General features: G+C 67.0%; 28 protein-coding genes. 13 read left to right on the top strand and 15 right to left on the bottom strand.

Going from position 1 to position 24,501, the window contains the following annotated elements; translation table 11 throughout:
- Positions 1-69: 69 nt before the first annotated feature.
- The 4 genes from FPV16_RS08940 to FPV16_RS08925 all read right to left on the bottom strand — a co-directional run bounded on the left by FPV16_RS08940 (position 70) and on the right by FPV16_RS08925 (position 4,658).
- Positions 70-1,344 (bottom strand): NAD(P)/FAD-dependent oxidoreductase, encoded by a 1,275-nt coding sequence (locus FPV16_RS08940; protein WP_227437862.1) that lies wholly within the window; start codon positions 1,342-1,344, stop codon positions 70-72.
- A gap of 123 nt (positions 1,345-1,467) precedes the next feature.
- Positions 1,468-1,818 carry a hypothetical protein gene (locus FPV16_RS08935; RefSeq protein ID WP_227437861.1) on the bottom strand — a complete coding sequence of 117 codons (351 nt, stop codon included), beginning with the start codon at positions 1,816-1,818 and terminating at the stop codon, positions 1,468-1,470.
- Between the two features lie 34 nt (positions 1,819-1,852).
- Positions 1,853-3,697 carry an aminopeptidase P family protein gene (locus FPV16_RS08930; RefSeq protein WP_227437860.1) on the bottom strand — a complete coding sequence of 615 codons (1,845 nt, stop codon included), beginning with the start codon at positions 3,695-3,697 and terminating at the stop codon, positions 1,853-1,855.
- A gap of 43 nt (positions 3,698-3,740) precedes the next feature.
- Positions 3,741-4,658: a 50S ribosomal protein L11 methyltransferase gene (locus FPV16_RS08925; protein WP_227437859.1), complete on the bottom strand. Its 918-nt coding sequence runs from the start codon at positions 4,656-4,658 to the stop codon at positions 3,741-3,743.
- Between the two features lie 111 nt (positions 4,659-4,769).
- Between FPV16_RS08925 and FPV16_RS08920 the strand changes: the two genes are divergently transcribed.
- The 4 genes from FPV16_RS08920 to FPV16_RS08905 all read left to right on the top strand — a co-directional run bounded on the left by FPV16_RS08920 (position 4,770) and on the right by FPV16_RS08905 (position 7,540).
- The gene (locus FPV16_RS08920; RefSeq protein ID WP_227437858.1) at positions 4,770-4,985 is read left to right on the top strand and encodes a hypothetical protein; all 216 of its coding nucleotides are present in this window, start codon (positions 4,770-4,772) and stop codon (positions 4,983-4,985) included.
- Between the two features lie 172 nt (positions 4,986-5,157).
- A complete protein-coding gene (gene modB / locus FPV16_RS08915; RefSeq protein WP_227437857.1) occupies positions 5,158-5,850 on the top strand; it encodes a molybdate ABC transporter permease subunit in 693 nt (230 codons plus the stop codon).
- A gap of 8 nt (positions 5,851-5,858) precedes the next feature.
- Complete coding sequence (gene modC, locus FPV16_RS08910) at positions 5,859-6,989, top strand: molybdenum ABC transporter ATP-binding protein (RefSeq protein ID WP_227437856.1); 1,131 nt, start codon at positions 5,859-5,861, stop codon at positions 6,987-6,989.
- 188 nt (positions 6,990-7,177) lie between these two features.
- Positions 7,178-7,540 (top strand): hypothetical protein, encoded by a 363-nt coding sequence (locus FPV16_RS08905; protein WP_227437855.1) that lies wholly within the window; start codon positions 7,178-7,180, stop codon positions 7,538-7,540.
- Between the two features lie 250 nt (positions 7,541-7,790).
- On the opposite strand, the gene flaF is transcribed toward FPV16_RS08905, so the two are convergent.
- Positions 7,791-8,150, bottom strand: a complete 360-nt coding sequence (gene flaF, locus FPV16_RS08900) for a flagellar biosynthesis regulator FlaF (RefSeq protein WP_027170870.1) — start codon at positions 8,148-8,150, stop codon at positions 7,791-7,793.
- A 296-nt stretch (positions 8,151-8,446) separates the two neighbouring features.
- On the opposite strand from flaF, the gene FPV16_RS08895 reads away from it, so the two are divergent.
- A complete protein-coding gene (locus FPV16_RS08895) occupies positions 8,447-8,701 on the top strand; it encodes a hypothetical protein (RefSeq protein ID WP_227437854.1) in 255 nt (84 codons plus the stop codon).
- A gap of 12 nt (positions 8,702-8,713) precedes the next feature.
- Here FPV16_RS08895 and FPV16_RS08890 read toward each other — a convergent pair whose 3' ends face one another.
- The 7 genes from FPV16_RS08890 to FPV16_RS08860 all read right to left on the bottom strand — a co-directional run bounded on the left by FPV16_RS08890 (position 8,714) and on the right by FPV16_RS08860 (position 12,909).
- The gene (locus tag FPV16_RS08890; protein WP_197031090.1) at positions 8,714-8,869 is read right to left on the bottom strand and encodes a hypothetical protein; all 156 of its coding nucleotides are present in this window, start codon (positions 8,867-8,869) and stop codon (positions 8,714-8,716) included.
- A 193-nt stretch (positions 8,870-9,062) separates the two neighbouring features.
- Positions 9,063-9,377: a hypothetical protein gene (locus tag FPV16_RS08885; RefSeq protein ID WP_018042003.1), complete on the bottom strand. Its 315-nt coding sequence runs from the start codon at positions 9,375-9,377 to the stop codon at positions 9,063-9,065.
- Positions 9,378-9,515: 138 nt separating this feature from the next.
- Positions 9,516-10,040: a metallophosphoesterase family protein gene (locus FPV16_RS08880; protein WP_227437853.1), complete on the bottom strand. Its 525-nt coding sequence runs from the start codon at positions 10,038-10,040 to the stop codon at positions 9,516-9,518.
- 13 nt (positions 10,041-10,053) lie between these two features.
- Positions 10,054-11,058, bottom strand: a complete 1,005-nt coding sequence (locus tag FPV16_RS08875; RefSeq protein ID WP_227437852.1) for an energy transducer TonB — start codon at positions 11,056-11,058, stop codon at positions 10,054-10,056.
- 5 nt (positions 11,059-11,063) lie between these two features.
- Positions 11,064-11,543, bottom strand: coding sequence for a protein TolR (gene tolR, locus FPV16_RS08870; RefSeq protein WP_227437851.1), 480 nt, complete (start codon positions 11,541-11,543; stop codon positions 11,064-11,066).
- A gap of 110 nt (positions 11,544-11,653) precedes the next feature.
- Complete coding sequence (locus FPV16_RS08865; RefSeq protein ID WP_227437850.1) at positions 11,654-12,346, bottom strand: MotA/TolQ/ExbB proton channel family protein; 693 nt, start codon at positions 12,344-12,346, stop codon at positions 11,654-11,656.
- A gap of 86 nt (positions 12,347-12,432) precedes the next feature.
- A complete protein-coding gene (locus tag FPV16_RS08860) occupies positions 12,433-12,909 on the bottom strand; it encodes a Tat pathway signal protein (RefSeq protein WP_413629237.1) in 477 nt (158 codons plus the stop codon).
- A gap of 619 nt (positions 12,910-13,528) precedes the next feature.
- Between FPV16_RS08860 and FPV16_RS08855 the strand changes: the two genes are divergently transcribed.
- Together FPV16_RS08855 and FPV16_RS08850 are read left to right on the top strand one after the other, a co-directional pair.
- Entirely contained in the window at positions 13,529-13,966 is a 438-nt protein-coding gene (locus FPV16_RS08855) for an Hsp20 family protein (RefSeq protein ID WP_227437849.1), read from the top strand.
- 78 nt (positions 13,967-14,044) lie between these two features.
- On the top strand, positions 14,045-14,329 hold the full coding sequence (locus FPV16_RS08850; protein ID WP_227437848.1) for a DUF1150 family protein: 285 nt from the start codon (positions 14,045-14,047) through the stop codon (positions 14,327-14,329).
- Positions 14,330-14,342: 13 nt separating this feature from the next.
- On the opposite strand, the gene FPV16_RS08845 is transcribed toward FPV16_RS08850, so the two are convergent.
- The gene (locus FPV16_RS08845) at positions 14,343-15,122 is read right to left on the bottom strand and encodes an alpha/beta hydrolase (RefSeq protein WP_227437847.1); all 780 of its coding nucleotides are present in this window, start codon (positions 15,120-15,122) and stop codon (positions 14,343-14,345) included.
- A gap of 179 nt (positions 15,123-15,301) precedes the next feature.
- Between FPV16_RS08845 and FPV16_RS08840 the strand changes: the two genes are divergently transcribed.
- Positions 15,302-16,528 (top strand): glycosyltransferase family 4 protein, encoded by a 1,227-nt coding sequence (locus tag FPV16_RS08840; RefSeq protein ID WP_227437846.1) that lies wholly within the window; start codon positions 15,302-15,304, stop codon positions 16,526-16,528.
- A 188-nt stretch (positions 16,529-16,716) separates the two neighbouring features.
- Positions 16,717-17,238, top strand: coding sequence for a translation initiation factor IF-3 (gene infC / locus FPV16_RS08835; RefSeq protein ID WP_019906832.1), 522 nt, complete (start codon positions 16,717-16,719; stop codon positions 17,236-17,238).
- A gap of 171 nt (positions 17,239-17,409) precedes the next feature.
- On the opposite strand, the gene FPV16_RS08830 is transcribed toward infC, so the two are convergent.
- The gene (locus FPV16_RS08830) at positions 17,410-19,746 is read right to left on the bottom strand and encodes a glycogen debranching N-terminal domain-containing protein (protein WP_227437845.1); all 2,337 of its coding nucleotides are present in this window, start codon (positions 19,744-19,746) and stop codon (positions 17,410-17,412) included.
- A gap of 293 nt (positions 19,747-20,039) precedes the next feature.
- Positions 20,040-21,173 (bottom strand): glycosyltransferase family 4 protein, encoded by a 1,134-nt coding sequence (locus tag FPV16_RS08825; RefSeq protein WP_227437844.1) that lies wholly within the window; start codon positions 21,171-21,173, stop codon positions 20,040-20,042.
- Between the two features lie 459 nt (positions 21,174-21,632).
- On the opposite strand from FPV16_RS08825, the gene FPV16_RS08820 reads away from it, so the two are divergent.
- The 4 genes from FPV16_RS08820 to FPV16_RS08805 are packed head-to-tail and all read left to right on the top strand — an operon-like array spanning position 21,633 to position 24,500.
- Positions 21,633-21,998 carry an NADH-quinone oxidoreductase subunit A gene (locus FPV16_RS08820; RefSeq protein ID WP_018042016.1) on the top strand — a complete coding sequence of 122 codons (366 nt, stop codon included), beginning with the start codon at positions 21,633-21,635 and terminating at the stop codon, positions 21,996-21,998.
- Positions 21,999-22,051: 53 nt separating this feature from the next.
- Positions 22,052-22,639: a NuoB/complex I 20 kDa subunit family protein gene (locus FPV16_RS08815; protein ID WP_018042017.1), complete on the top strand. Its 588-nt coding sequence runs from the start codon at positions 22,052-22,054 to the stop codon at positions 22,637-22,639.
- A gap of 9 nt (positions 22,640-22,648) precedes the next feature.
- Positions 22,649-23,293 carry an NADH-quinone oxidoreductase subunit C gene (locus tag FPV16_RS08810; RefSeq protein WP_227437843.1) on the top strand — a complete coding sequence of 215 codons (645 nt, stop codon included), beginning with the start codon at positions 22,649-22,651 and terminating at the stop codon, positions 23,291-23,293.
- Positions 23,294-23,309: 16 nt separating this feature from the next.
- A complete protein-coding gene (locus FPV16_RS08805) occupies positions 23,310-24,500 on the top strand; it encodes an NADH-quinone oxidoreductase subunit D (protein ID WP_018042019.1) in 1,191 nt (396 codons plus the stop codon).
- The last annotated feature ends 1 nt before the right edge of the window (position 24,501 follow it).

Raw genomic sequence — 24,501 nt, 5'->3', positions numbered from 1 at the left:
CGGCCCGCGATTGCCCGCGACGGAATCGCCGCGATAGGGCGTTCGCCGTGAGCCTTGAACCCGAAAGGCTCACAGGAAGCGTCGGGGGTCGAAGGGCGCGAGGGGGATCTCCGGTGTCTCGCCGCCGACGAGCTGGGCGACGAGGCGTCCGGTCCGCGCCGAGCCGACGAGGCCCACATGGCCATGCCCAAAGGCGTAGACGACATCCGTGGTCTTGCGCGCCTGGCCGATGCAGGGCCGCCCATCCGGCATGCTCGGGCGATGGCCGAGCCAGACCTTCAGGCGATCCTCGGGTATCGGGTTCGGCAATCCGGGAAACATCGGGATCAGGTGATCGCGGAGGATCTCCGCGCGCTTCCAGTTGGGATTTGCCGCCAGTCCCGCGAACTCCACCTGACCGGCCGCGCGCAGGCCGCCATTCATGAAATTGACGATCATCTTGGCATCCGACGCCATGACCGGCGTGCGCGGCCCTGCCTCGGCGCCCGTCACCATGACGTGGTAGCCGCGCTCGCTCTCCAGCGGCAGCGTGTCGCCGAGGGAGGCGGCGAGGGGCTTCGACCGGGCGCCGGCCGCGACGACGGCGCGGTCGCAGGGGATCTCGCCCTGTTCCGTCGTGACCGCGGCGAGGCGCCCGCGTTCAAGCCGGAACCCCGTCGCGCGGGTTGCGACCCGGTCGGCGCCGCGCGCCTGCGCGAGGTCGGACAGGGCGGCGACGTAGCCGCCGGGATCGCGGCAATGGCCCGCCTCCTCGACCACGAGGCCGAACGTATAGCGCCGATGCAAGCTCGGCTCCCTCTGCCGCAACTCATCGGCCGAGAGTTCGAGCCAGGTGACGCCGACCTTGCGCCTGATTGCCCAGGACCGCGCCTCGCGCTCGAAAGCGGCCCGGTCGGGATAGACGTGCAGCACGCCGCGCCGCTCCACGAGCTGCGGGACACCCGCCTCCTCGGCGAGCGTCGCATGGAGCTTCGGCGCATCGACGAGGAGCGTCCGCATGGCGCGGGCGGTGCGCTCGATCCGGGGCGTGGTGGCGGCGGCGAGCAGAAACCGCGTGAGCCAGGGCATCACCTTCGGCAGATAGGCCCAGCGGATCGAAAGTGGCCCGAGCGGATCGAGGAGGAAGGAGGGCACCCGCTTCCACATGCCGGGCTCCGCCGGCGGGATGACCGAGTGCGACGAGAGCCAGCCCGCATTGCCATAGCTCGACGCCTGCTCGCCGCCGGGCGGGCCGGGATCGACCACGGTGACCCGATGCCCCGCCCGCAGGCATTCGATGGCGCTCACCGTCCCGACCGCGCCGGAGCCGATGACGACCACGTGGAGACCTGCTTGCGCGGTCATCTGGTGTTGTCCCTTGGTAGCATCCCTCGCCTTTCGCCGGAGCGCATCGGTTCGCCACCTATCACGGACGCGCTCGTGTTCCGAAAGGCAGCTTTCCGGAGAAGAAGGACCGGGACCACCGCCTTACCGGTAGCCCTTCCCCCAGGCGAATATAGCGACGACGAGGGGGAGGAGGCCGAAACCGAAGGCCGCAAGGATGCCAAAGCGAACAGGGGCGGTAGACGGCGGAGCGAAGCGAAAGCTGATCGCCCGCGTCGTCAGACCCGCATAGAGGCCGATGACACCGATCATCAGGATCGCGAAACCTAAGGGCCCGCCGGGGCCATTGCTGCTGTGGAGGCTGTTCACGGCAAGCGAGGTGACGAGCAGGCCCGCGAATGCCGCTAATCCGAGGTGCCACCATCTGCGCAGCAGAAGCGCAAACACGAATGGACCTCCGTAAAGCGCGACCATCAAGCCATAAAAATCCTTCATCCCGAAGGGCCTTTGGCGTCCCTCTTCTGAAGGATCACGCGTCCGCGTCCTTAAGCCGACCGAGCGGCCGCGTCGCTGCCTCGAGCCACGCCCGCGTCTCCCCGTCGAGGTCGGCGCTCAGGGCGTCCCGCACCCGTGCGTGATACGCATCGATCCAGGCGATTTCGGCCTCGTCGAGCAGGGACGGGTCGATGAGGCCGGTATCGTAGGGGGCAAGCGTCAGGGTCTCGAAGCCGAGCATCGGCCGGTCGCCGCCGGGGATCGCGCGTTCCTCCACGAGGACGAGGTTCTCGATGCGGATGCCGTAGGCGCCGGCTCGGTAATAGCCCGGCTCGTTGGAGAGAATCATGCCGGGTGAGAGGGCGGTGGTGCCGGTCTTGGCGATGCGCTGCGGGCCTTCATGCACGGACAGGAAGGCGCCGACGCCGTGGCCGGTGCCGTGATCGAAATCGAGTCCCGCCTGCCAGAGCGGCGCGCGGGCGAAGGAATCGATCTGCGCGCCGGTGGTGCCCTTCGGGAACACGGCCCGCGCGATGGCGACATGGCCCTTGAGCACGCGGGTGAAGCGGTCGCGCATCTCCGCCGTCGGCGTCCCGATCGCGACGGTGCGGGTGATGTCGGTGGTGCCGTCGGCATATTGCGCGCCCGAATCCACGAGGAACAGCTCGCCCTGGCCGACCGGCCGATCGGTGTCGCGGGTCACGCGGTAATGCACGATGGCGCCGTTGGGGCCGCTGCCCGAGATGGTCGGGAAAGAAATGTCGCGCAACAGGCCGGTCTCGCCGCGAAAATCCTCCAGCGCCTCCACGGCGGCAATCTCGGTGAGGCGGCCGTCCGGCGCCTGCCGCGACAGCCAGGCAAGGAAGCGCGTGACCGCGATGCCGTCGCGGTGATGGGCCGCGCGCGATCCGGCGATCTCGCCCGCGTTCTTCACCGCCTTCATCAGCGTGATCGGGTCGGGGCCGGGATCGACTTGGCCCCCCGCCTGTTCCACCAGGGTCGCCAAAGCCGACGCGCCGGTGCCGGAATCGAGCCTGATCCTGGCATCTCCGGCAGCGAGAGCGGCGAGGGCCGCGGCGAAATCCGCCCGCCCGGCGATGTCAGCGGACGGCGAGAGCGCCTCCCGCAGGGCGGGATCGATGGCCGGCGAGGTCAGATACAGGGCGGCGCGTCCCGTCCGGGGAACGACGGCGTAGCCGAGCGCCAGGGGCGTATGCGCCACGTCGCCGCCGCGCAGGTTGAACGCCCAGGCGAGATTGTGTGGATCGGAGATCACCAGGGCGTCACAGCCGCCACGCCCCAGCGCCTCACGGATGCGGCGGAGCTTCGCCTCGACGGAGTCTCCGGCGAGTTCGAGGGGATGCGCCATCACCGCGCCTGCGGGGGCGGCGGCCCTGCCGGCCCAGACCGCATCGACGGGGTTCTCGGTGACCGGCATGACGCGGGCGCCGGCCTTGGCCGCCGCCTTCTCCAGCTTGGCGACGCCTTCGGCGGTGTGGAGCCACGGGTCGTAGCCAAGCACGGCGCCCTGCCGCAGATGTTCGCTGATCCAGGCCTCGACACTGGTCTCGGCGAGCTGCACCGGGGTGAGGATTGTGGTGTCCACCTGGGCCGGGGCCTGGAGCGTGTAGCGCCCATCCACCACCAGGGCCGCCTCGTCGGCGAGAATCACGGCAGTGCCGGCCGAGCCGGTGAAGCCGGTGAGCCAGGCGAGGCGCTCGGCATTCGCGGGCACGTATTCCGATTGATGCTCGTCGGCGCGGGGCACCACGAACCCGTCGATCCCCACTCGCCGCATCGCCTCCCTCAGGGCGGCGATGCGCGTCGCGCCCTCCCGGTGGCTCGGATCGTCGAAGGTCTGGAAGCGGGCGCGGCTCATGGCGTCGAGCGTTACGCGCCGCCGGACGAGGCGGCAACCGCTCTCAGAGCGGGCGCGGTGCCGCTCCGCCGCGTTTGAGCACCAGGGTCGCCCAGCCCTCGATCAGGCCATGCCGGGCGAGGTGGAAGCCGCGATGGCGATAGGTGGAGAGAACGCCGGGCACGTCGCGCTCGATCAGCCCCGAGAGGATGAGCACGCCGTGGTCCGCCACAGTCGCCGTAAGGGTCGGCGCGAGGCGCTTCAGGGGCCGGGCGAGGATGTTGGCGAACACCACGTCGAAGCGCCGGCTGCGGTCCGCGCTCGCATGACGGACGCCGGGGCCGACATAGAGTCGGACGAGGCCGCCGAGCCCGTTCAACCGGGCATTGCCCTTGGCGGTGGAGACCGCTTCGGGGTCGAGGTCGCCGGCATGGACGGGCTGGTGCAGGGCCTTGGCCGCCGCGAAGGCGAGGATGCCGGTGCCGGTGCCCACATCGAGAACATGCGCGGGTCGGCCCTGCTTCAGGATGCCGGCCAGGGCCTTGAGGCAGCCCAGCGTCGTGCCGTGGTGGCCGGTGCCGAAGGCCAGGGCCGCCTCGATCTCAATGGCCAGATCGTTGGGCCGTATGGTGTGGCGGTCATGCGCGCCGTGCACGAGGAAGCGCCCGGCACGGACCGGGTTCAACCCCTCCAGGGAGGCGCGGACCCAATCCTGCTGGTCGATGGTCTCGAACACGGCCGCATCCGCCTGCTCGCCCACCAGGGGACGGATCAGGTCGCGGACCATCTCCTCGTCCGGCGCATCGGCGAAATAGGCCTCCAGCCGCCAGGTTTTGCCATCCTCCGCCTCGAAGGCGGCGACCGCCGTCTCCGTCGGATCGAACATCTCGCCGAGGATGTCGGTCATGGCGCGCGCCGACCGCTCGTCCGTGAGGAGACGCAGCACATGGGTGGGGCGGTTGGGATGAAGGCCTTCGAGCATGATGCGGGCTCTAGCATCCGCAGGGACTGCCCGCCACCGTCGCGGAACCGAGCTCGAACCTTCGCGTTTCCCTGCGCTTCTCCTGTCGTCCCCGTGGCGTTCGAGGGTGCGGTGTTGAGTACGAACCAGAAGAAAAACATCAGACGGGCTCCCGTGGCCATCGTCGGCAGGAAGACCGCCAGACGCCTCAGGGCAAGCGGACCCTCGGGGCTGCTCGATTCCGAGCCGACTTTCGAGCCGGTGCCGGGTTCGATGCTGGTCCTCCTGAGCCGGCTTCATCGCGCCGAGCGCCAGTTCAAGCCGGAGGAAGAGCCACCTGCGGCCTGAGTGCAGGTCCGCATCAATGACCGCGATCCGTGCTATCGATTCTGCCGACTGGCCGGCCCGGTTCACGAGGATCGGCCTGCGGTGAGAGGGATGCGCGTCTTCATGATCCAGGGCAGCGGCATCGGAGGTTTCGGCAGGCGGTTCGCCGGGACCGGCATCTGATCCGCCGTCCGTGCTCGATCTCACCCCCGACGAATGGACCGCCATCGGCTTGAGCCTGAAAGTCGCCTCCGTGGCGACGTTGGCCAGCCTCGTGCCCGGCCTCTTCATCGCCATGCTCCTGGCGCGCGGACGTTTTCCCGGCCGCGCGCTCCTCGATGGCCTGGTCCACCTGCCCTTGATCCTGCCTCCCGTGGTGACGGGCTACCTCCTGCTGCTCTCGTTCGGACGGCGCGGCACCTTCGGCGCGGCGCTCGCCGAGATCGGGATCGTGTTCTCCTTCCGCTGGACCGGGGCAGCCCTGGCCTGCGCGATCATGGGGTTCCCGTTGATGGTCCGGGCCATGCGCCTGTCCATCGAGGCGGTGGACCGGCGCCTCGAACAGGCCGCCGCCACCCTCGGGGCACGGCCGAGCGCGGTCTTCCTCACCGTCACCCTGCCGCTCGCCATGCCCGGCATCCTCGCCGGTTCGGTGCTGGCCTTCGCCAAGGCGATGGGCGAGTTCGGCGCCACCATCACCTTCGTCTCCAACATTCCCGGCGAGACCCAGACGCTGCCCTCAGCCATCTACAGCCTGACGCAGGTGCCCGGCGGCGAGGCGGGTGCGTTGCGCCTCACCCTGATCTCGGTAGCCCTGTCGATGGCGGCCCTCCTCGTCTCTGAACTGCTGGCCCGACGCCTCGCGCGCCGCCTCGGCACGGGGTGAGGTCTCCCATGTCCGCCACACTCCACACTGCTACCCTCGACATCGACGTCTCGCTCACGCGGGGGGCCTTCAGCCTCGACGTCGCCTTCACCGCCGGTCCCGGCCTGACCGCGCTGTTCGGTCGCTCCGGCTCGGGCAAGACCACGGTGATCGACCTCATCGCCGGGCTGGCGCGGCCGGATCGGGGCCGCATCGCGGTGGCGGGCGAGACGCTGCTCGACACGGAGCGGGGCATTGCCGTGCCGGCCCATCGCCGGCGCATCGGTGTGGTGTTCCAGCAGGCGCGGCTGATGCCGCATCTCTCGGTGCGACGGAACCTCGGCTACGGCCGGGCCTTCGCCCGCGGCCGCAGCGACGGCATCGCCTTCGACGGCGTCGTCGACCTGCTGGGGATCGGCCATCTCCTCGAACGGCGGCCGGCGGGTCTCTCGGGTGGAGAGGCACAACGGGTGGCGATTGGCCGGGCCCTGCTCAGCCGGCCTCGGCTCCTGCTGATGGACGAACCCCTCGCCGCCCTCGACGAGGCCCGCAAGGCCGAGGTCCTGCCCTATATCGAGCGCCTGCGCGACGAAGCCGGGTTGCCCATCGTCTATGTCAGCCACTCGGTCTCGGAGGTGGCGCGGCTGGCGCGCACCGTGGTCGTACTCGATGCCGGCCGTGTCGCCGCCGTCGGGGCTGCGGATACGGTGCTTCGCCGGGCCGACCTCCTTGCCACGCAGGAGGCCGAGGCTGGGGCGATCCTCGACATGATCGTCGAGGAGACGGATTCAGAAACCGGCCTGACCCGGCTGAGCGGGCGCGCCGGCCGGCTCTCCGTTCCCCGCCTCACGCGACGCCCCGGCACGGCGGTGCGCATCCGCGTGCCGGCCCGTGACGTCCTCCTCGCGACGCAGCCACCGGTGGGCTTGAGCGCGCGCAACATCCTGGAAGGGCACGTCGTCTCGATCCACGCCCTCGGCGAGGCGGCGTCCATGGTGGAGATCGACTGCAACGGCGCCCTGCTCGCGGCCCGCGTGACCCGTGCCTCGGTGCGCGATCTCGCTCTGGCACCCGGCCGCGCCGTCTACGCGGTGGTGAAAAGCGTCGCCTTCGATCCCCAGGGCGTCGGCACGGCGAGGCCGGAAGCGGTGGAGATCTGACCGCGGATCCGTCTGATTCCTAAAAAACCATCTATTCTCCTGAGGATTCCTTTGTCATCTTCAGGGGCAGTGGTGGGTAACCCGCGGGTTTTAAAGACTGGTTTACCCTCGCCGTCGTTTTTGGTTGCATGCCACGACCACCTTCGAAAGGGCGTGCAATGACGATCCTCAGTATCTCTCCGATGTCGATGCCCACCGTCGCGCCGGTCGCACCCACCGTGAATTCCCCGGCCCCGGTGCGCAAGGCCGGCCCGGCGACGACGGTCGGCACGCCGCTGGACCCACCCGTGCGGTTCGATGTCAGGCTGGACGACGCGCCCGTTGCCGACGACCCGGCGCCGAAGCCCGACGCGGAGGCGCCGACGGCCGATGAGCGCCGCATCACGGTGGATCAGGACACCAAGAGCCTCGTGTATCAGGTGGTGGATCCGAATTCCGGCGACGTCGTCGTTCAGTTACCCGAGGCCACGATTCTTCGAGCCCGCGCCTATGCGGAGGCAACGGCGATGCGGGCGAAGGAAGATCAGCGGCCCCTGGATCGGACGGCCTGACGGGAGCCGAGGCCGGCCGCACGGCTGAGGGCGGGTGGGAGAGCAAGGTCGCAGCGCAGGCTACGGCCTTTTCGCCGTTGGCCCGGAGAGCATGCGACGTCCTTGCAGCGAGGAGCAGAATTCCGTCGGCGGGCTGGTCGGTGCAACCCCCGACTCGTGACCACGCGACGGCGGTATCGCGGCAGTCTATTCGCCGTGCCGGGATGCGGTGCGAACCACATGCATCCGTGGAGATAGGCCCCCTCCGGCGTCAGGTGCGCAGGCCGGCGGCGATCTGATGGTTGATGTTGATGAGGGCCGACAGCTTCTCCGCCTTCGGCTCGATCATCGTGTCGATCATCCGCTTGAAGACGAAGGTCGAGAGTTCGGCGATGCTCGTCTTGATCTCGATCGGGAGCTGGCTGTCGGGTGCCGTCGCGGCACCGGCGATGATCGACCAGACCTTCTGGTTGAAGTTCAGGGCTTCGTTCAGCGCTCCGGACTGATTCTGCCAATCCGCCTGGATCGTCTGGAGCCGGCCCGCCGCCTTGATCAGGACGGCAGCTTCTGCCTCCCGAGGGGTCAACGCGGTCTGCGCGACCCGTGCATAGGCACTGGCTCCATAGGACATGGCCGATCCTTCTCCCGAAGCGGCCGAGCTGATTCGGGCCGCTGGAGGCAGACACTGACGGGGTAAGGTTAAAATCCGGTAGCGAACGGATATCGCCCCAATCATGCCGATAAGCTGGAGGAGGAGGAGACGGGGGGTGGATGACCTCGCCTGTCCGACGGGATCGACCAATACCATGGCGTGCGCTGCAGCAATGGGAAAATACCCACCGGCTTTGTGCAACGCATCAGTCAGATTTTGCGGTCATGCTGCATCTGGGCAGACCCACGCCGCTGGCTGGCATGACTTTCACTGACATGATGAATTTTCTGCTGGGTACGCTCGCCGGAGGGCTCATCGCCGGGGTCGTCACCATCGTGGCCGTCCGCCAACCCGAGGTCCAGGCCAAGCTCGGCCTCTACCCGGTATCGTCGGCCCTGCTGCTCCCGGCAGCTCCGCCGCGCATCGAGCCGCCCTGCAGCCTCGTCCCTGCGCGTCCCCAGAGCGACCAGAGCATCGGCCACCCGGACATGCTGTTCTCCAAGCGCCGGTTCTGGTTCGTAGCCCCTTGAAGGGACTACCGATCAGAGGCTGCTCAGCAGAAACATCACCATCGTCGTCGCCACGGTGGTCGATAGGAAACCGCACAGGGCCGCCGCGAAAGACGGGCCGGTCGCCGGCGAGTGTGCGGCGTGGGACGAGAGCAGGGTGAGATCGCTGTGCTGGGCGGACGCGTTCATGACGAAAGTCTCCCGACGGACAAGCTTTCCGTCGTTCGTGAAGCTGTGACGTGGGAATGACGGTGCGGCTGTGCGTGGCCGCACCGGACCGGGGCATACGGAGACAATCCGCGACAAGGCGGATACTTTTTCTAGTTTCGGTATGTCAGTCGACGAGGTCCGGAGAGCAGTATCGGCGTTCCGGTCACGCAGTTCAGTCGCAGCGGTTCACCGATTTGGCGGCCCGCAAGGCCCGCGTCTCGCTGCGAAGATCGATGGCGACGATACCGGCACCACAATCCTCAAAGGCTTCCTTCGCGTCTTCGTAGCGATCTCCGACCTCATCGAGAGTGTCGCAGACCCGGTCACGGTTGCCGAGCCGCGCTTCTTCGCGTGCCTGATAGCGCAGGGCCGCGGCCTCTTGGATCTTCCGTTCACCCTTGAGACAGGAGGGAGCCGCGAGGGTCGGGGCGATCATGCACAGCACGAAGCCGAAAGCGGCGATGGGCGTTGCAGGAGCGAAGCGCATGGGAGAATCCGATTGTGCGTCTCGTTGAAGGAGGGCTGTCCGTCTTTCGACATCGGCACCTTGGTACGGTCAGTACCTGATCAAGTTCAAAGCCAGTGATCGGTCGTCATCGTTGGTTATGCGGTTCAAACGGCGAACTCACGGCGAAGGTTCCGCAGGTTTCTTGCGCCTGCGAGAGGCCAAAACTTGGTCGAGGCGTACCGGGGCACAGGCATGCACGTCTACACCGACATCGTATTGCCGCGGGGCCGGCGTGAGCTTGCCGTGGGAATGGCCGTGGAGATTGAGGGCACCGCGCCCGATGCCGTTCCAGGTCCGGAACGCGTAATGGCAGAGGACGAGCCGCCGCCCCTCGACGTCGATCTCGGCATAATGGCCCACAGAGGCCCAGTCCCGTAGGGCGAGCGTGCCCGGACCGTCATTGTTGCCGACGATCAGGTGTTTCACGCCGTTGAGGGCGCCGACGATCTCGGCGACGCGCGCATCGGAGGGGCCGAGGGCCACGTCGCCGAGATGCCAGACGGTGTCGTCGGGCGCGACCCTCTCGTTCCAGTTGGCGATGAGGCCGGCATCGTGGGCCGCGAGGTCCGGATAGGGGCGGCGGTCGATGTTCAGCGCACGCCTGTCGCCGAAATGCGTATCGCTGGTGAACCAGACCGCCACGACCCCTCCCGGCTCAACCGCCGGGCCGGAAGCGCATGGGAACGGTGACGGCGAGGCTGCTCACGGAGACGCCGGGAGGAGCCGCCGGCAGCGAACCGCGCACGGCGGCTAGCGCGGCGCCGTCGATGACGCTGATGCCGCTGCTGCTGGCGAGCCCGGCGCTGAGCACCTGACCCGACCGCGAGACGGTGAAGCGCACCACGGCAGTGCCGCCTGCCGTTCCCGCCGCCGCGTTGCGGTTCATGCGGCCGTTGATGGCCGAGGCCAAGGCTCCCTGCCATTGACGCAGGGCGCTCGGATCGTTGCCGGAGGCGGACGATCCCGTGCTCGCCTGCCTCGCGGACGAGGCCGAACTGCTGGGCCCACCCTCCTGAGCGGCGCGCCTGCTGGTCTCACGCGCGGCCCTGAGCTTGGCTTCCTTGGCCGCCTTCAGCTTCGCTTCGCGAATGGCTTCGCGCTTGGCCTCCAATTCCTCCTGTCGCTTGGCCTCGATCCTCGGATCGGGCTTAGGCTTCGGCCGGACGACCTCCACGGGCTTCGGTGGCTTGACCGGCTCGGGGGGCTTGGCCACGACCGGCGGCGGGGGAGCGAGGGGCTCGGCCACCTCGGCGGTGGAGGTGACCACCTGCTCTTCCGGCGGCACCTCGGTGATCGTGTCGGGCGTGACCACGGGCTGGGTCTCGTCGGGGGGGATCTCGGCAGTCTCGGGCGGCGTCACCGCCACCATCTCCGGCGGCTGCACTTCTTCCACCACGTCCGGCGTCTCGACCGGCGCCTGTTCGGCGGGCGGAGGCACCGCCTCCGTCATGGCGGGGGCAGACGGGGCTTCGGCCTCCGTCGATTGCGGCGCCAGATCGATGGTGATCGTGTTCTCGCCGGGGGGCGCCTTGGGCGGCTGGCCGAACAGCATCATGCCCGCCAGCACCGTCAGGTGCAGGACGAAGGCCACGAGGAAGGCGGCAGCGAGTCCCGTGGGACCTTGCGGTCCGGATTCACGTGTCGAGACGAGGGCGCTCATCGGGTCTACCGCGGTGCTCCACTCGCCGCGGGGGCAGCCGGAAGCGCCCCGCCCGGGGATTGAGCGATGAGGGACACCTTGGTGAAGCCGGCCTGGCCGACGAGGCCCATCACTTCCATGATCTTGCCGTAGGGCACGTCCTTGTCGCCGCGCACCAGCATCACCTGGGTCGGGTCTTCTGCCGCCAGCGCCTTCAGGCGCGGCATGATCGTCTCGGGCGTCAGCTCGTCCTTGGCCAGGAACGGCTTGCCTTCCTTGTCGATGGAAATTTCCAGGGGCTTCTTCGCCTGCGCGACCTTGGCGGCGGTGGTCTTCGGCAGTTGCACCGGCACGCCCGTCGTCATCAGCGGCGCCGCGACCATGAAGATGATCAGCAGCACTAGCATCACGTCCACCATCGGAGTGACGTTGATCTCAGACATCGGCGCGGAATCGAGGTCATCCTCGTCGTCGCCGCCGCTGGCGCGGACCGAACCCATACCCATCGTTCGCCCTCCGGGGCATCGACGGCCGGCTCGATGGCCCGCCGCATGTCGTCACCGTGCCGCCGCGTCTGCGCCGGCCATGGAATGTTCAGAGCGTCGAGAGAGCCGTGCTACTCGGCGGCGGCGGCGTGCGGCACGCTCTTGCGGTCCCGCGCAAGGCGGTTGCCGAGGGTGCCGATGCTGGCCACGAAGGCGGATTGCACTTTGCCGAGATCGTTGGTCAGCTTGTTGTAGGCCATCACCGCCGGGATCGCGACGATGAGGCCGATGGCCGTGGCGAAGAGAGCCTCGGCGATGCCGGGGGCCACCACGGCGAGCGACGTGTCCTGGCTCTGGGCGATGGACGAGAACGAGTTCATGATGCCCCAGACCGTGCCGAAAAGACCGATGAACGGGGCGGTGGAGCCGGAGGTCGCCAGAAGCGGAAGACCGGTCTGGAGGCGCTTGACCCGCAACGTGAGGGCGGCCCGCATGGCGCGCTCGATACGGTCGCGGCGCTCGGCCCGGGTCTCGGTGGCATCCTGGTCGCGCCACGCTTCGAGGCCGGCCTGAACGATGCCCGCATCGATCCCCGAGCCCGTGGCTTCGAGGGACCCGCCCGAGCGGACCAGCGTATCGAACGCCTTGGCCTGACGCTTGGCGGCGGCGAAGCGGACGAGCTTCTCGAACACCACCGTCCAACAGGCGATCGAGGCGACCACCAGCAGGATCATGACGCTTTTGACGATCGGATCCGCCTGGAGAAACAGGCCGATGAAGGAAAAGTCGTGAGCGGCAGCGGCCGGCGCGGAAGTCGGATCCATGGCGGGCTCCTCCGGGTTCATTGGGTGGCGATCGCCGAGGGGCGACCGGATCGGCGTCCAGACAGGCCGTCGGCCCGTCCGTGGGGTCAGCGGGTAAAGGTCGCGCTCGTCTTGCTCTCGGTCTCGATCCGGTCGAGGCAGCTCTCGCGGCTGGCCTCGCCGCCTTCGCAGGCAAGGACGTCGTTGAGGAGGACGCGGCCGATCTTCGGGCAGGCGAGGGCCGGGAAATCGAACAGCCGGACCATGGTCTTGCGGTCCTGGACGGGGCCGACTTCGACGGCGAGGCGCTTCTGCGCGACGCCCTCCGTATCGAAGGCGAAGAGGTCGAGCTTAAGGGATTTCAGCGCGGTGCCGCGGCTGTTGTCCACGAGAAGATAGGTGCGGCAGGCTTCGCCCGCCGGCTCGAGACGGTTGAGTTCGAGCTTCAGGACGGGAGCCTTCGCGTCCTGGGCGGGTGCGGAGCCGGCCCATCCCACCGTGAGGGCGGCGGTCATCAGCGCGGCGCCCATGGCCCGGACGGGAGAAAGAGATGGAAAGTCGATCACGCGGTGCGCCTCTTTCATAACGGTCCGGTTCTCCTCGGTTGCGGCTATCCCTAGTCGCGTGCCCTGGTTGCATGCGTCGAAACGCCATGGCAAACGGGCTCGCCGAGACCCCTGGCAGGGCTCGTCTTCTGCGGTTCCTCGGGCATTGAGCGCGACGCTCGCGTTCCGGTGTCGCTCCAGCCTGACCCGTGGCGTCCGGCTTGCGCACCGCCGCATCGTTCGACGTGGCGCGGAGTATCCGAATTGATCCGCCAAGATCAAGCTTTGTGCTGAAAATCAGAGCAGTTCCAAACTGTTACTGCGACGCTCCCCTGGGGCACCGTCGATTACCTAATTCTCCCAAACAAATTGCCTGATCATCCTGACCTCTTGCGCCTTTTCTCGATCCGCGATCGTCATCCCCACTTGATGCGATGACGTTCCAGGCCGGCATCCCCCATTGGGGGGACCCGGGCGGTGCCAGGGATCGGCGGCGAGCGGAACCCTTGGAGCCAAACCCTTGATGCCGCTTTTCCACATCTCCATATCGCGATGACCGGCAGGCGACCGCCGGGAGGAGTGCTGCAGCAGGCGGGCTCCGACAGTTCGAAGTGCCTCAATCTATCGACCCTTGGGCTTCGCGAAGGAACAAGATCACGTGACGACACGGCCTTCTCCGTTCGGACATCCGTTTCTTCTCGGCTTCGACGAGATCGAGCAGGCCCTCGACCGCGTGTCGAAGGCGGCCAATGACGGGTACCCCCCCTACAATATCGAGCGCGTGCAGCGCTCCGACGACGAGCCCGAGCGGCTCCGGATCACCCTCGCGGTGGCCGGCTTTACGCGGGACCAACTCGACGTGATGCTGGAGGAGAACCAGCTCGTGGTGCGGGGCCGTCAGGTCGACGACAAGGCGCGTCAGTTCCTGCATCGCGGCATCGCTGCTCGTCAGTTCCAGCGTGCCTTCCTCCTCGCCGACGGCATGGAGGTGGTGGGCGCCGACCTATCGAACGGGCTTCTTTCCATCGATCTCACCCGCCCGGAGCCGGAACGGATCGTCCGAAAGATCGCCATCGCATCCCGCGACGACGTGTAGGCGCGTGACTCTTTCCTCCCATGCGGTCCGAGAAATGGCGCCGCACGGGAGCAAGCTCTGCCTCGAAAGGAGGGCATCATGACCAATTTTAACGCGAACCCGATCACCCCGGCTGATCTCGACCCTGCCGAGTTCAACGCCGCCGACCTCGCGGCCCTCGGCGAAGGCCATATCGCCTATGTCCGGCCGATCCGCTCCGACGAGGTGAAGCGGCTGTTCCCACAGGCGCCGGACCTGACCCCCGGCATGGACCTGTTCGCTCTTCTCTCGGCCAGCGGCAGCCCGATCCTGCTGGCCGATTCGCGCGATGTGATTGTCGCCAATGCGGCGGCGAACGATCTTCACGCCGTCAGTTTGCACTGAGCGGCAGGCACGCTCAGGCGATTTCCGCCACCGCCGCCAGCAGCCGCGTCAGATCCTGCGGCCGCGACAGGCGGTGGTCGCCATCAGCGATGAGGGTGAGAACGGTGCCGGGTGCCGGCAGCCGTTCCACCGTCGCGAGGGCATGGGTGTAGGGCACGTCTAAATCCCGCATGCCCTGCAGGATGTGGACCGGACAGCCCGGATCGATCGGCCCGCCGAGAAGGAGGTGCCGACGTCCATCCTCGATCAGCGCCATCGTGGTGGGGATAGGCTCCGGACCGTACTCGGTGGGCCGCATCCACACGCCCTCGCGTTCCATCGTCTCGCGGATCTCCGGCGGGAACCGCTCCCACATCAGGCGCTCGGTGAAATCGAGGGCGGGGGCGATTAGCACCATGCCGGCGAGGGGGGCATCCCCCCGGAGCGCCCGTGCCCGTGCCGCGAGGCAGGCGATCCAGCCTCCCATCGACGAGCCCACGAGGATGGCGCGCCCTGTCACAGTGGCGTCGACGACCGCCATGGCGTCTTCGAGCCAGGTCGAGATCGTCGATTCGGCGAACTCTCCCTCCGATTCGCCGTGCCCGGTATAGTCGAACCGGACGAGGGCGCGGCCATGGTCCCGCGCGAAGGCGTCGAGGACCATCGCCTTGGTGGCGCCCATATCGGAGTGGAATCCCCCGAGCCAGACCAGGGCAGGCCCGTCTCCCGCGCAGGTGCGCACAGCGATGCGGCGTGCGGCATCGCCCTCGCCCACGGTGATGAAGGTCGGGGCCTGGCTGAGCGCTGAGTCCATGCGTAGTCCTTTTAATCCGGTAAAACCGACATTTGACTGTGACGCAGTCGCATTTCGTTTACCGAGCCGTAAAGCGTGCCCCCGATGCTGGAGACCATGATCGAGACACGAGACGAGTCCCCTCGCCCCTTCGACGACTATTTTCCGTCAATTCGGCCGTCGCCGGAAGGATGGTCGCGATGAGCGGCGATGAGCGATTTGGCGCAGGTTTCCCCAGCGAAGCGCAGCCGCTGGCAGGCGCCACCGTGCTGCAGATCATTCCCGCCCTCGACGCGGGCGGGGCGGAGCGCACCACGGTGGATGTGGCCGCAGCCCTCGCGTCCGTGGGCGCGCGGGCACTCGTGGCCACGGAAGGCGGACGCCTCGTCGGCGAGATGCAGGCCAAGGGCGGGACCTGGCTTCCGTTCCCGGCGGCCTCCAAGAATCCCCTCGCCATGGCGCTGAATGTGGGTCGCTTGGCCAGGCTGTGCCGACGCGAGGGGGTCCAGATCATCCATGCCCGCTCGCGCGCCCCCGCCTGGGTGGCCCTCGGCGCCGCCCGGCGGCTGAAGATCCCTTATGTGACCACCTATCACGGGAGTTATTCCGGCCGGACCGGCGTGAAGGTGCTCTACAATTCGGTGATGGCGCGCGGCGACGTGGTCATCGCCAACTCGCACTACACCGCCGACCTCATCCGGATGCTCCATCCCGATCAGGCCGGCGACCGTGTCCGGGTCGTTCACCGCGGCACCGATCTCGCGCAATTCTCGCCCGGCGCCGTGGCGCCGGCCCGCGTCGAGGCCCTGCGCCGGTCCTGGGGCGTGGCGCCGCATCAACGCGTCGTCCTGCTCGCGGCCCGGCTCACCGCCTGGAAGGGGCAGCGCGTGCTGATCGAGGCGGCGTCCGTCCTGCGCGATCGGGGCATTGCCGATGTGGTCTTCGTCCTCGCCGGCGATCCGCAGGGGCGCTCCGCTTACGAGCGGGAACTCGACGCGCTGATCGAGGCCCGCGGGCTCCGCGACATCGTCCTGCGGGTCGGCCATTGCACCGACATGCCGGCCGCCTTCCGGGCGGCTTCGGTGGTCGCCGTGCCGTCCGTGGAGCCCGAGGCCTTCGGGCGTTCGGCTGTGGAAGCCCAGGCCCTCGGGACCCCGGTCGTGGTCTCGGATCTCGGCGCCGTGCCGGAGACGGTGCTCGCCCCGCCGGAAGTGCCTGCGTCCCAGCGCACCGGCTGGCGAGTGCCGCCCGGCGACGCGCCGGCCCTGGCCGAGGCTCTGCTTGAGGCGCTCACCCTTGGGGCCAGCGCGCGGGACGCCATGACGAGGCGGGGGCGCGCCCATGTGGAGGCGCATTTCTCCCTCGATGGCATGGTGGGCGCAACTCTCGGCATCTATGGAGAGCTCCTCGCCCACCGCCCGCGCTGACGTCGTATGAGCCGGTTCGTGAACCAAACCCGTTCCTGCCTGTTGACACAGGACGCAGTTCGGACATGGTGTCCGTAACCGGATTGCCGGAGCGATTGGTGGCAGGTCTAGCCCTCCGGGCGATGTCCGAAGGCTGCCGTTTCGTCGTTCACTAGGAGATTGAAGCCATTCGTAGACCAATGAGAGCCATGCCGGCCCCGCAGAAGGACGGGCCGCGCGCCAATCGGGACATCCGTGGCGTCCGCGAAGTGCAGCTCATCGATGATACCGGGCAGAACCGCGGTGTCGTTGCCTTCTTCGACGCGCTCACCCTCGCCGAAGAGGCGGGCCTCGATCTCGTGGAAATCGCGCCGAACTCCGTCCCTCCCGTCTGTAAGCTTCTCGATTACGGCCGCTTCCGCTTCAACGAACAGAAGAAGCAGAACGAGGCCCGCAAGAAGCAGAAGACGGTCGAGGTCAAGGAGATCAAGCTCCGCCCCGGTATCGACAAGCACGATTACGACACCAAGATGAAGGCGGTCATCCGCTTCTTCGAGGAGGGCGACAAGGTGAAGGTCACCCTGCGCTTCCGTGGCCGTGAGATGGCGCACCAGGATATCGGCCTGCGCCTGCTCGAGCGGGTGAAGAACGAGACCCAGGAAATCGCCAAGGTTGAAAGCGAGCCGATGCTCGAGGGCCGCCAGATGATCATGATCCTGGCGCCGCGCTGAGGCAGGCATCGTCCCGTCACGGGACATAGACGATTGAAAAGCCGCTTCCTTGGGGAGGCGGCTTTTTTTATCGCCTCACGGCCGGTCCCGAATATCGTGTGATTCGGGGCAGCTTTGTGCTTGTCGCGAGGGACGGGGGCGGCTTGTGGGCCGCCCCCAATTCTCGAGGTTTTACTTCACCACGGATACCTGCGCGTCGCCTACCCGCCTCAGCACGTTCACCGTGACGTCGCTGCCGTAGCGCTGGACCCGCAGGTCGATCCGCGATTCCCCGAGCTTCAAGTTGAAGATCGAGACGCCTTCGAGGAAGGCCGGCAGGGTGGGATTGCGCAGACGGATGCGGTTGCGGTCGTGCTGGATCTCCAAACCGATGCAGGCCGAGAGGAAGGCGAACGGCGCCGCCGCCGCCCAGGCCTGGGGCGAGCAGGCCACCGGATAGGAGACCGGTCCGCGTTGGTTGCGGCGCATGAAACCGCAGAACAGCTCCGGCAGGCGTTTCTGGTCCTGGTAGAGGGCGGTGTCGAACATGCCCTGGAAGATGCGGGAGGCTTCCGGCTTCAGGTCGTAGCGCGCGAGGCCCATGGCGACCAAGGCGTTGTCGTGCGGCCAGATCGAGCCGTTATGGTACGACATCGGGTTGTAGCGGGCCTCGCCGCGCGCGATCGTGCGCACGCCCCAGCCGTTGAACCCGTCTTTCGAGAGCAAGTTAGCGGCGACACTCGCGGCCCGCTCCGGCAGGGCGATACCGGTGAAGAGGGCGTGGCCGGCATTGGACGAGCGCACAGCGCATTGCTTCTTCGCCCCGTCCAGGGCCAGCGCGTAGGTGCCGATCTCCTCGCACCAGAAGGCCTTGTCGAAGTTTTCGCGGAGCGCCAGCGCCTCCTTGCCGAGGCGGGTGGCGAGGTCGTCGTGGCCGAGCAGGGTGGCGAGCTTGGCCATGCCGTTCTTGGCGGCATAGACGTAACCCTGGACCTCGCACAGGGCGATCGGACCTTTGGCAAGATGGCCGTCGGTGTGGAAGATCGAGTCGTGGCTGTCCTTCCAGCCCTGATTCTCGAGGCCCTTGTCGGTGTCGCGGGCATATTCGACGAAGCCGTCGCCGTCCCGGTCGCCGTACTCGTTCATCCATGCGAGGGCGAGTTCGAGGGCCGGCCAGATCCGCTCGATCGTCTCGATGTCGCCGGTGACGGCGTAATACTCGTAGGCCAGCATGACGAAGAGCGGCGTGCCGTCGATGGTGCCGTAATAGTGGCGGAACGGCACCTCGCCGAGCATCGCCATCTCGCCGCGCCGGGTTTCGTGCAGGACCTTGCCGGGCTGGGCGTCGGCGGCGGGGTCCACGGCCTTGGCCTGCGTCGAGGCGAGATAGCGCAGGACGCCCTTGGCGAAGTTCGGGTCGATCCAGAGGGCCATCATCGCGGTGATGATGCCGTCGCGGCCGAACACGGTGGAGTACCAGGGGATGCCGGCGAAGGGGTAGATACCCTCGGGCGTGCGGCTCGCCAGCATGTAGAGATCGGCGGTGGCGCGGCAGGCCGCTTCGTTGAACTGGTCGTTCGACGAGATGATCGTGGTGATGCCGGCGGTGAGCTGGCGCAGGTCCCGGCGCGCGTCGCGATAGGCACGGGCGAAGATCACGCCTTCACCGAGGCCCTTGGGATGGCGCGCGCCCGCGCCGCTTCCCGCTGCCTGCGACAGACCGGCGGCGGCGTCCTCGCCGACCTTTTCCGCGGCCGGGGCGCTGGTGAAGGCGCGGTGCGATTCGCAGACGACGCGGATGAACAACGATGTCCGGCCGCCCGGAGGCAGCGAGACCTCGAACTCGGCGCGGCCCGGCTCGATATGGTGCGGCTTCGGCCCGAAATGCAGGCTCGTGGTGCGCACCACCTCGTCGAGGCCGACATAGCGGAACTGGACTTCCGATTCGTTCGCCACCTGCACGCTGCGCTTGCCGCGGACCGGCCGGTCCATGCCGCGCACCTCGAACAGGTCGCGGTAGTCGGCGTCGAAAGTCACACCGATCTTGAGCTTCCAATGGCGCGAATCGTAGTTGCGCAGCCCGATCCGGTCGTAGCAGGCCCCCTTGAACAGGAATTTCGTCCGCTCGATCGCGATCAACTCGCGGGGGATCGTGGTCTCGTCATGGGCATCGATGCGGATGTCCGGCGTCGTCATGTCGACGCTCAGCGCGCCGTTGTCGTCCTGCATCACCGACGAGAGCAGCAGCGGACGCTGGTCCTCGATGGTGAAGCCGAGGCGCGACAGGTAGCGCGTATCCTGGAAATACAGGCCCTCTGGACCGGGGAGCACGCCGATATCGCCGTAGCTGTCGAGGACGGCGAAGGCTTCGCCGTATTTCAGCGAGCGTAGGGGGCGCTCCACCAGCGAGGTCTGCGCCTCGATATGATATTGCGGCAGCACCTCGTCGGCATCCTGGAACCCCTGTCCCAGCCCGTTCGTGCTGCTGGGACCGCCCTGTGTCGTCGCCGTGGAAGTGTTCGCCGCCATGCCTGAACGTCTCCGGGAAGTGGATTATCGGACCCGCGGTATCGAAGCCGGGCCTCTCCGGCCCGATGTCGCAGATCGTCTCGGTCGCGTCGACGGGCTCGATGAAGCGACTTTCGCTCCCTGGCCCGACGCGCTGGATCGTCTCTCGCGAATCAAAAGGCCGCCGGTCGCGAAAGGGCGATCCAGCGGCCTTCGATAACCGGTAGCGGCGGATCTCACGAATGAGGGCCGTCGACTCGGCGAGAGGTTAGCAAGGCTGACGCGCTATGGCACCAGCCTTTCTGCGAGGATTTTCAGGCAGGCATGGCAGCGGCGGACAGCGACGGGCGGGCCGAGCCGTTCAGATCGCCATAATGCGGGGTGAAGGCACCCGCGCGCGGCATCTTGATGACGTTCTTCTCGTTCTCGATCAGCTGCTCGTAGACCGCCACATACTTCTTCACCATGCACTCGGCGGTGAACTGCGTCTCGAAGTGGCGGCGCACGCCGGCGCGGCTCATGGTCTTGACCTTGTGCACGGCTGCAATCGCATCGTCCATCGTGTCGCACAGGACGCCGCTGACGCCGTCGGCGATAACTTCCGGCACGGAGCCGTTGCGGAACGCGATCACCGGCGTGCCGGCCGACATTGCCTCGATCATGACGAGGCCGAAAGGCTCCGGCCAATCGATCGGGAAGGCCAACGCCAGGGCGTTACCGAGGAAGTCCTTCTTCTGCTCCTCGTTGATCTCGCCGATGAACTCGACGAGCGGGTGGTGGATCATCGGCTCGATGACTTCGTCCCAGTAATCCTGGTCGGCCTTGTCGACCTTGGCGGCGATCTTCAGCTTCACACCGGATTGAATCGCCATCTGGATTGCGCGGTCGGGGCGCTTCTCGGGGGAGATGCGGCCGAGGAAGGCGAGGTAGCCGCCTTTGGCGTCCGGATAATACGGGCAGTTCTCGGCCGGCAGGCCGTGATGAATCGTCGACTGCCAGTTCGAGGTCGATGGCATCGGCTCGCGCTGGTTGTCGGAGATCGAGACCAGGGGCATGCCCGTGAAGGTGCGGTAGACCGGCATGAAATCGGGCACGTCGAGGCGGCCGTGCATGGTCGTGACGCACTTGTGGTAGAGGTCTTCGAACATCGGGTATTGCAGAAGGTCGATGTGGAAGTGCAGCACATCGAACTCGTGCGCCCGCTTATGGACGGTGTGCAGCATCGCCAGATGGCTCGCGGTGTGATCGCGGTATCCGAGGAGGCGAAGGCCCTCGGGCGTGCAGGCGGCGAGCTTGGCGGATGTCTCCGAATCGCCGCTGGCGAACAGGGTCACATCATGTCCCTGCCGGACGAGTTCCTCCGTGATCCACGATACGACGCGCTCGGTGCCGCCGTAGAACTTCGGAGGTACTGCCTCCGAGAGCGGAGCAATCTGGGCAATGCGCACGAAACGTCTCCTGTAAGGTCGAATATTGCGACGACCTAACGCCATCCGGCCTGAGTGGGACATGAACGGAACTCACGGCCAAGGTTCTGGTTCCGTGTGTCCCACAAGCGCCGTTCCTTGCCATCTCCCCCCCGTCCGGATGTCCCCGGAATCCTTGTTTCCAGGCCTCGTGACGGGACGATCGAGCGAAGGCGGGGCCATGCAGGAAACCGGCCATATCGGGCGTTTGCCAGGACCGTCGGACCACCGGTCAGGGGGCTGCGCGGATCGGTCGTGTTGCCGGATGCGATCCGCCCCATACTTCACGGGCATGGCCGGATTTGTGCGACGCACGACGCCCTTGTTTCGCTCAAGGGGGTCGTCTAAGCCTCGCGCCTGCGCAGTCTGGCATTGGAGCAATTCCATACCGGTCGAGCGCTCGCGAGGCGCTTTGCCCGCCACGAACACGAGAGGTGTCGTATGACAAGCCTGCTGGCGGATTATCTGCCCCTCATCGTTTTCATTGGCGTGTCGTTGTTCATCGCCGTGGCTCTGCTCGTCGCGCCGTTCCTCGTCGCCTACAACAGCCCGGACCCGGAGAAGCTCTCGGCTTACGAGTGCGGCTTCAATGCTTTCGACGATGCCCGCATGAAGTTCGACGTGCGGTTTTATCTCGTCGCTATCTTGTTCATCATCTTCGACCTCGAAGTCGCGTTCTTGTTCCCCTGGGCGATCACCTTCGGTGAGCTCGGCTGGTTCGGCATGTGGTCGATGATGGCCTTCCTCGGCGTGCTCACGGTCGGGTTCGTCTACGAGTGGCGCAAGGGCGCCCTCGAATGGGACTAGCCGTCCCGTCGACCTGACAATCGCATTGCCCGAAGCCGGATCCCGAGAAACCGATGGCCTTCAGTCCAGACATGACCCGGATCCCCGCCGTCGCACCTGCGCCGAAGGGGATCATCGATCCGAATACCGGCCGTCCCATCGGCGCCGATGATCCGACCTTCCTGTCGATCAACAGCGAACTCGCCGACCGCGGCTTCCTCATCACCTCGACGGACGACCTCATCAACTGGGCCCGCACCGGGTCGCTGATGTGGATGACGTTCGGCCTCGCCTGTTGCGCGGTCGAGATGATGCAGATGTCGATGCCGCGCTATGATTGCGAGCGTTTCGGATTCGCGCCGCGTGGTTCGCCGCGCCAATCCGACGTGATGATCGTGGCGGGGACCCTGACCAACAAGATGGCTCCCGCTTTGCGCAAGGTCTACGACCAGATGCCGGAGCCGCGCTATGTCATCTCGATGGGCTCCTGCGCCAATGGCGGCGGCTATTATCACTATTCCTACTCGGTGGTGCGCGGCTGCGACCGGGTGGTGCCGGTGGACATCTACGTGCCGGGCTGCCCGCCCACGGCGGAGGCGCTGCTCTACGGCGTGCTCCTCCTGCAGAAGAAGATCCGCCGCACCGGCACGATCGAGCGCTGAGGGTCCGCCATGAGCAACGGCATCTCGATCCTCGCCCATACCGCGGCCCCGGCCGACGGCTCGCTCCAGGCGCTCGGCGACCATGTCGGGGCGGCGCTTGGCCCGGCCATCGTTTCGCGCACCATCGCCTTCGGCGAACTGACGCTGAACGTGCAGGCGAGCGACATCGTCTATGCACTGACCTATCTGCGCGACGACCCGGCCTGCGCCTTCCGGTGCTTCATCGACATCTGCGGCGCGGATTACCCGAACCGCGAGAAGCGTTTCGACGTCGTCTACCACCTGCTCTCCCTGCGCCATAACAGCCGCATCCGGGTGAAGGTGCAGACCGACGACCAGACCCCGGTCCCCTCCGTCATCGACGTGTTCCCGGCTGCCAACTGGTTCGAGCGCGAGACCTACGATCTCTACGGCGTCCTGTTTTCCGGACATCCCGATCTCCGCCGCCTCCTGACGGATTACGGGTTCGAGGGGCATCCGCTCCGAAAGGACTTCCCGCTCACCGGCTTCGTCGAGGTCCGCTACGACCAGGACGAAGCCCGCGTGGTCTACGAGCCGGTGAAGCTGGCGCAGGAATTCCGGAACTTCGACTTCCTCTCGCCATGGGAGGGCACCGAATACGTGCTTCCGGGCGACGAGAAAAAGTCGGCTTGAGAGGCGGAGCGAGGCCATGACCGAGCACAATATCCGCAACTTCGCGATCAATTTCGGCCCCCAGCACCCGGCGGCGCATGGCGTGCTGCGCCTCGTTCTGGAACTCGACGGCGAGATCGTCGAGCGGGTCGATCCGCATATCGGCCTCCTGCATCGGGGCACGGAGAAGCTGATCGAGCACAAGACCTACCTGCAGGCGACACCGTATTTCGACCGGCTCGACTACGTCTCGCCTATGAACCAAGAGCATGCCTTCTGTCTCGGCATCGAGAAGCTGCTCGGGTTGCAGGTGCCGCGCCGGGCTCAGCTCATCCGCGTGCTGTTCTGCGAGATCGGCCGCATCCTCTCCCACCTCCTCAACGTCACCACGCAGGCGATGGATGTCGGCGCTTTGACGCCGCCGCTCTGGGGCTTCGAGGAGCGTGAGAAGTTGATGATCTTCTACGAGCGCGCCTCGGGTGCGCGTCTCCACGCCAATTACTTCCGGCCCGGCGGCGTGCACCAGGACCTGCCGCCGGCGCTGATCGACGACATCGAGGCGTTCATCGACCCGTTCCTGCAGGTTGTGGACGACCTCGACAATCTCGTCATGGGCAACCGCATCTTCAAGCAGCGCAACGTCGACATCGGCATCGTCACCGTGGACGAGGCCATGGCCTGGGGCTTCTCCGGGGTGATGGTGCGCGGCTCCGGCATCCCGTGGGATCTGCGTAAGTCGCAGCCCTACGAATGCTACGAGGAGATGGAGTTCGACGTTCCCGTGGGAAGGAACGGCGACACCTACGATCGCCAGGTCATCCGCATGGAAGAGATGCGCGAATCGGCCAAGATCATGCGGCAATGCTGCGTGAAGCTGCGTGAGCCCGCCGGGCAGGGGCCGATCGCCGCCACCGACGGCAAGTTCGCGCCCCCACCGCGCCGCGAGATGAAGCGCTCGATGGAAGCGCTGATTCACCACTTCAAACTCTACACCGAAGGCTTCCACGTCCCGGCCGGCGAGGTCTACGCGGCGGTCGAGGCGCCCAAGGGCGAGTTCGGCGTCTATCTCGTCGCCGACGGCACCAACAAGCCCTACCGCTGCAAGATCCGCGCTCCGGGTTTCGCCCATCTCCAGGCCATGGACTGGATGTGCCGCGGCCACATGCTGGCCGACGTGTCCTGCGTGCTCGGCACGCTCGACATCGTGTTCGGCGAGGTGGACCGGTGAC

The sequence above is a fragment of the Methylobacterium sp. W2 genome (genome assembly GCF_020662345.1).
Classification (GTDB): Bacteria; Pseudomonadota; Alphaproteobacteria; order Rhizobiales; family Beijerinckiaceae; genus Methylobacterium.
The sequence above is the reverse complement of the archived record's forward strand: the minus strand, read 5'-3'. Positions and strand labels throughout refer to the sequence as shown.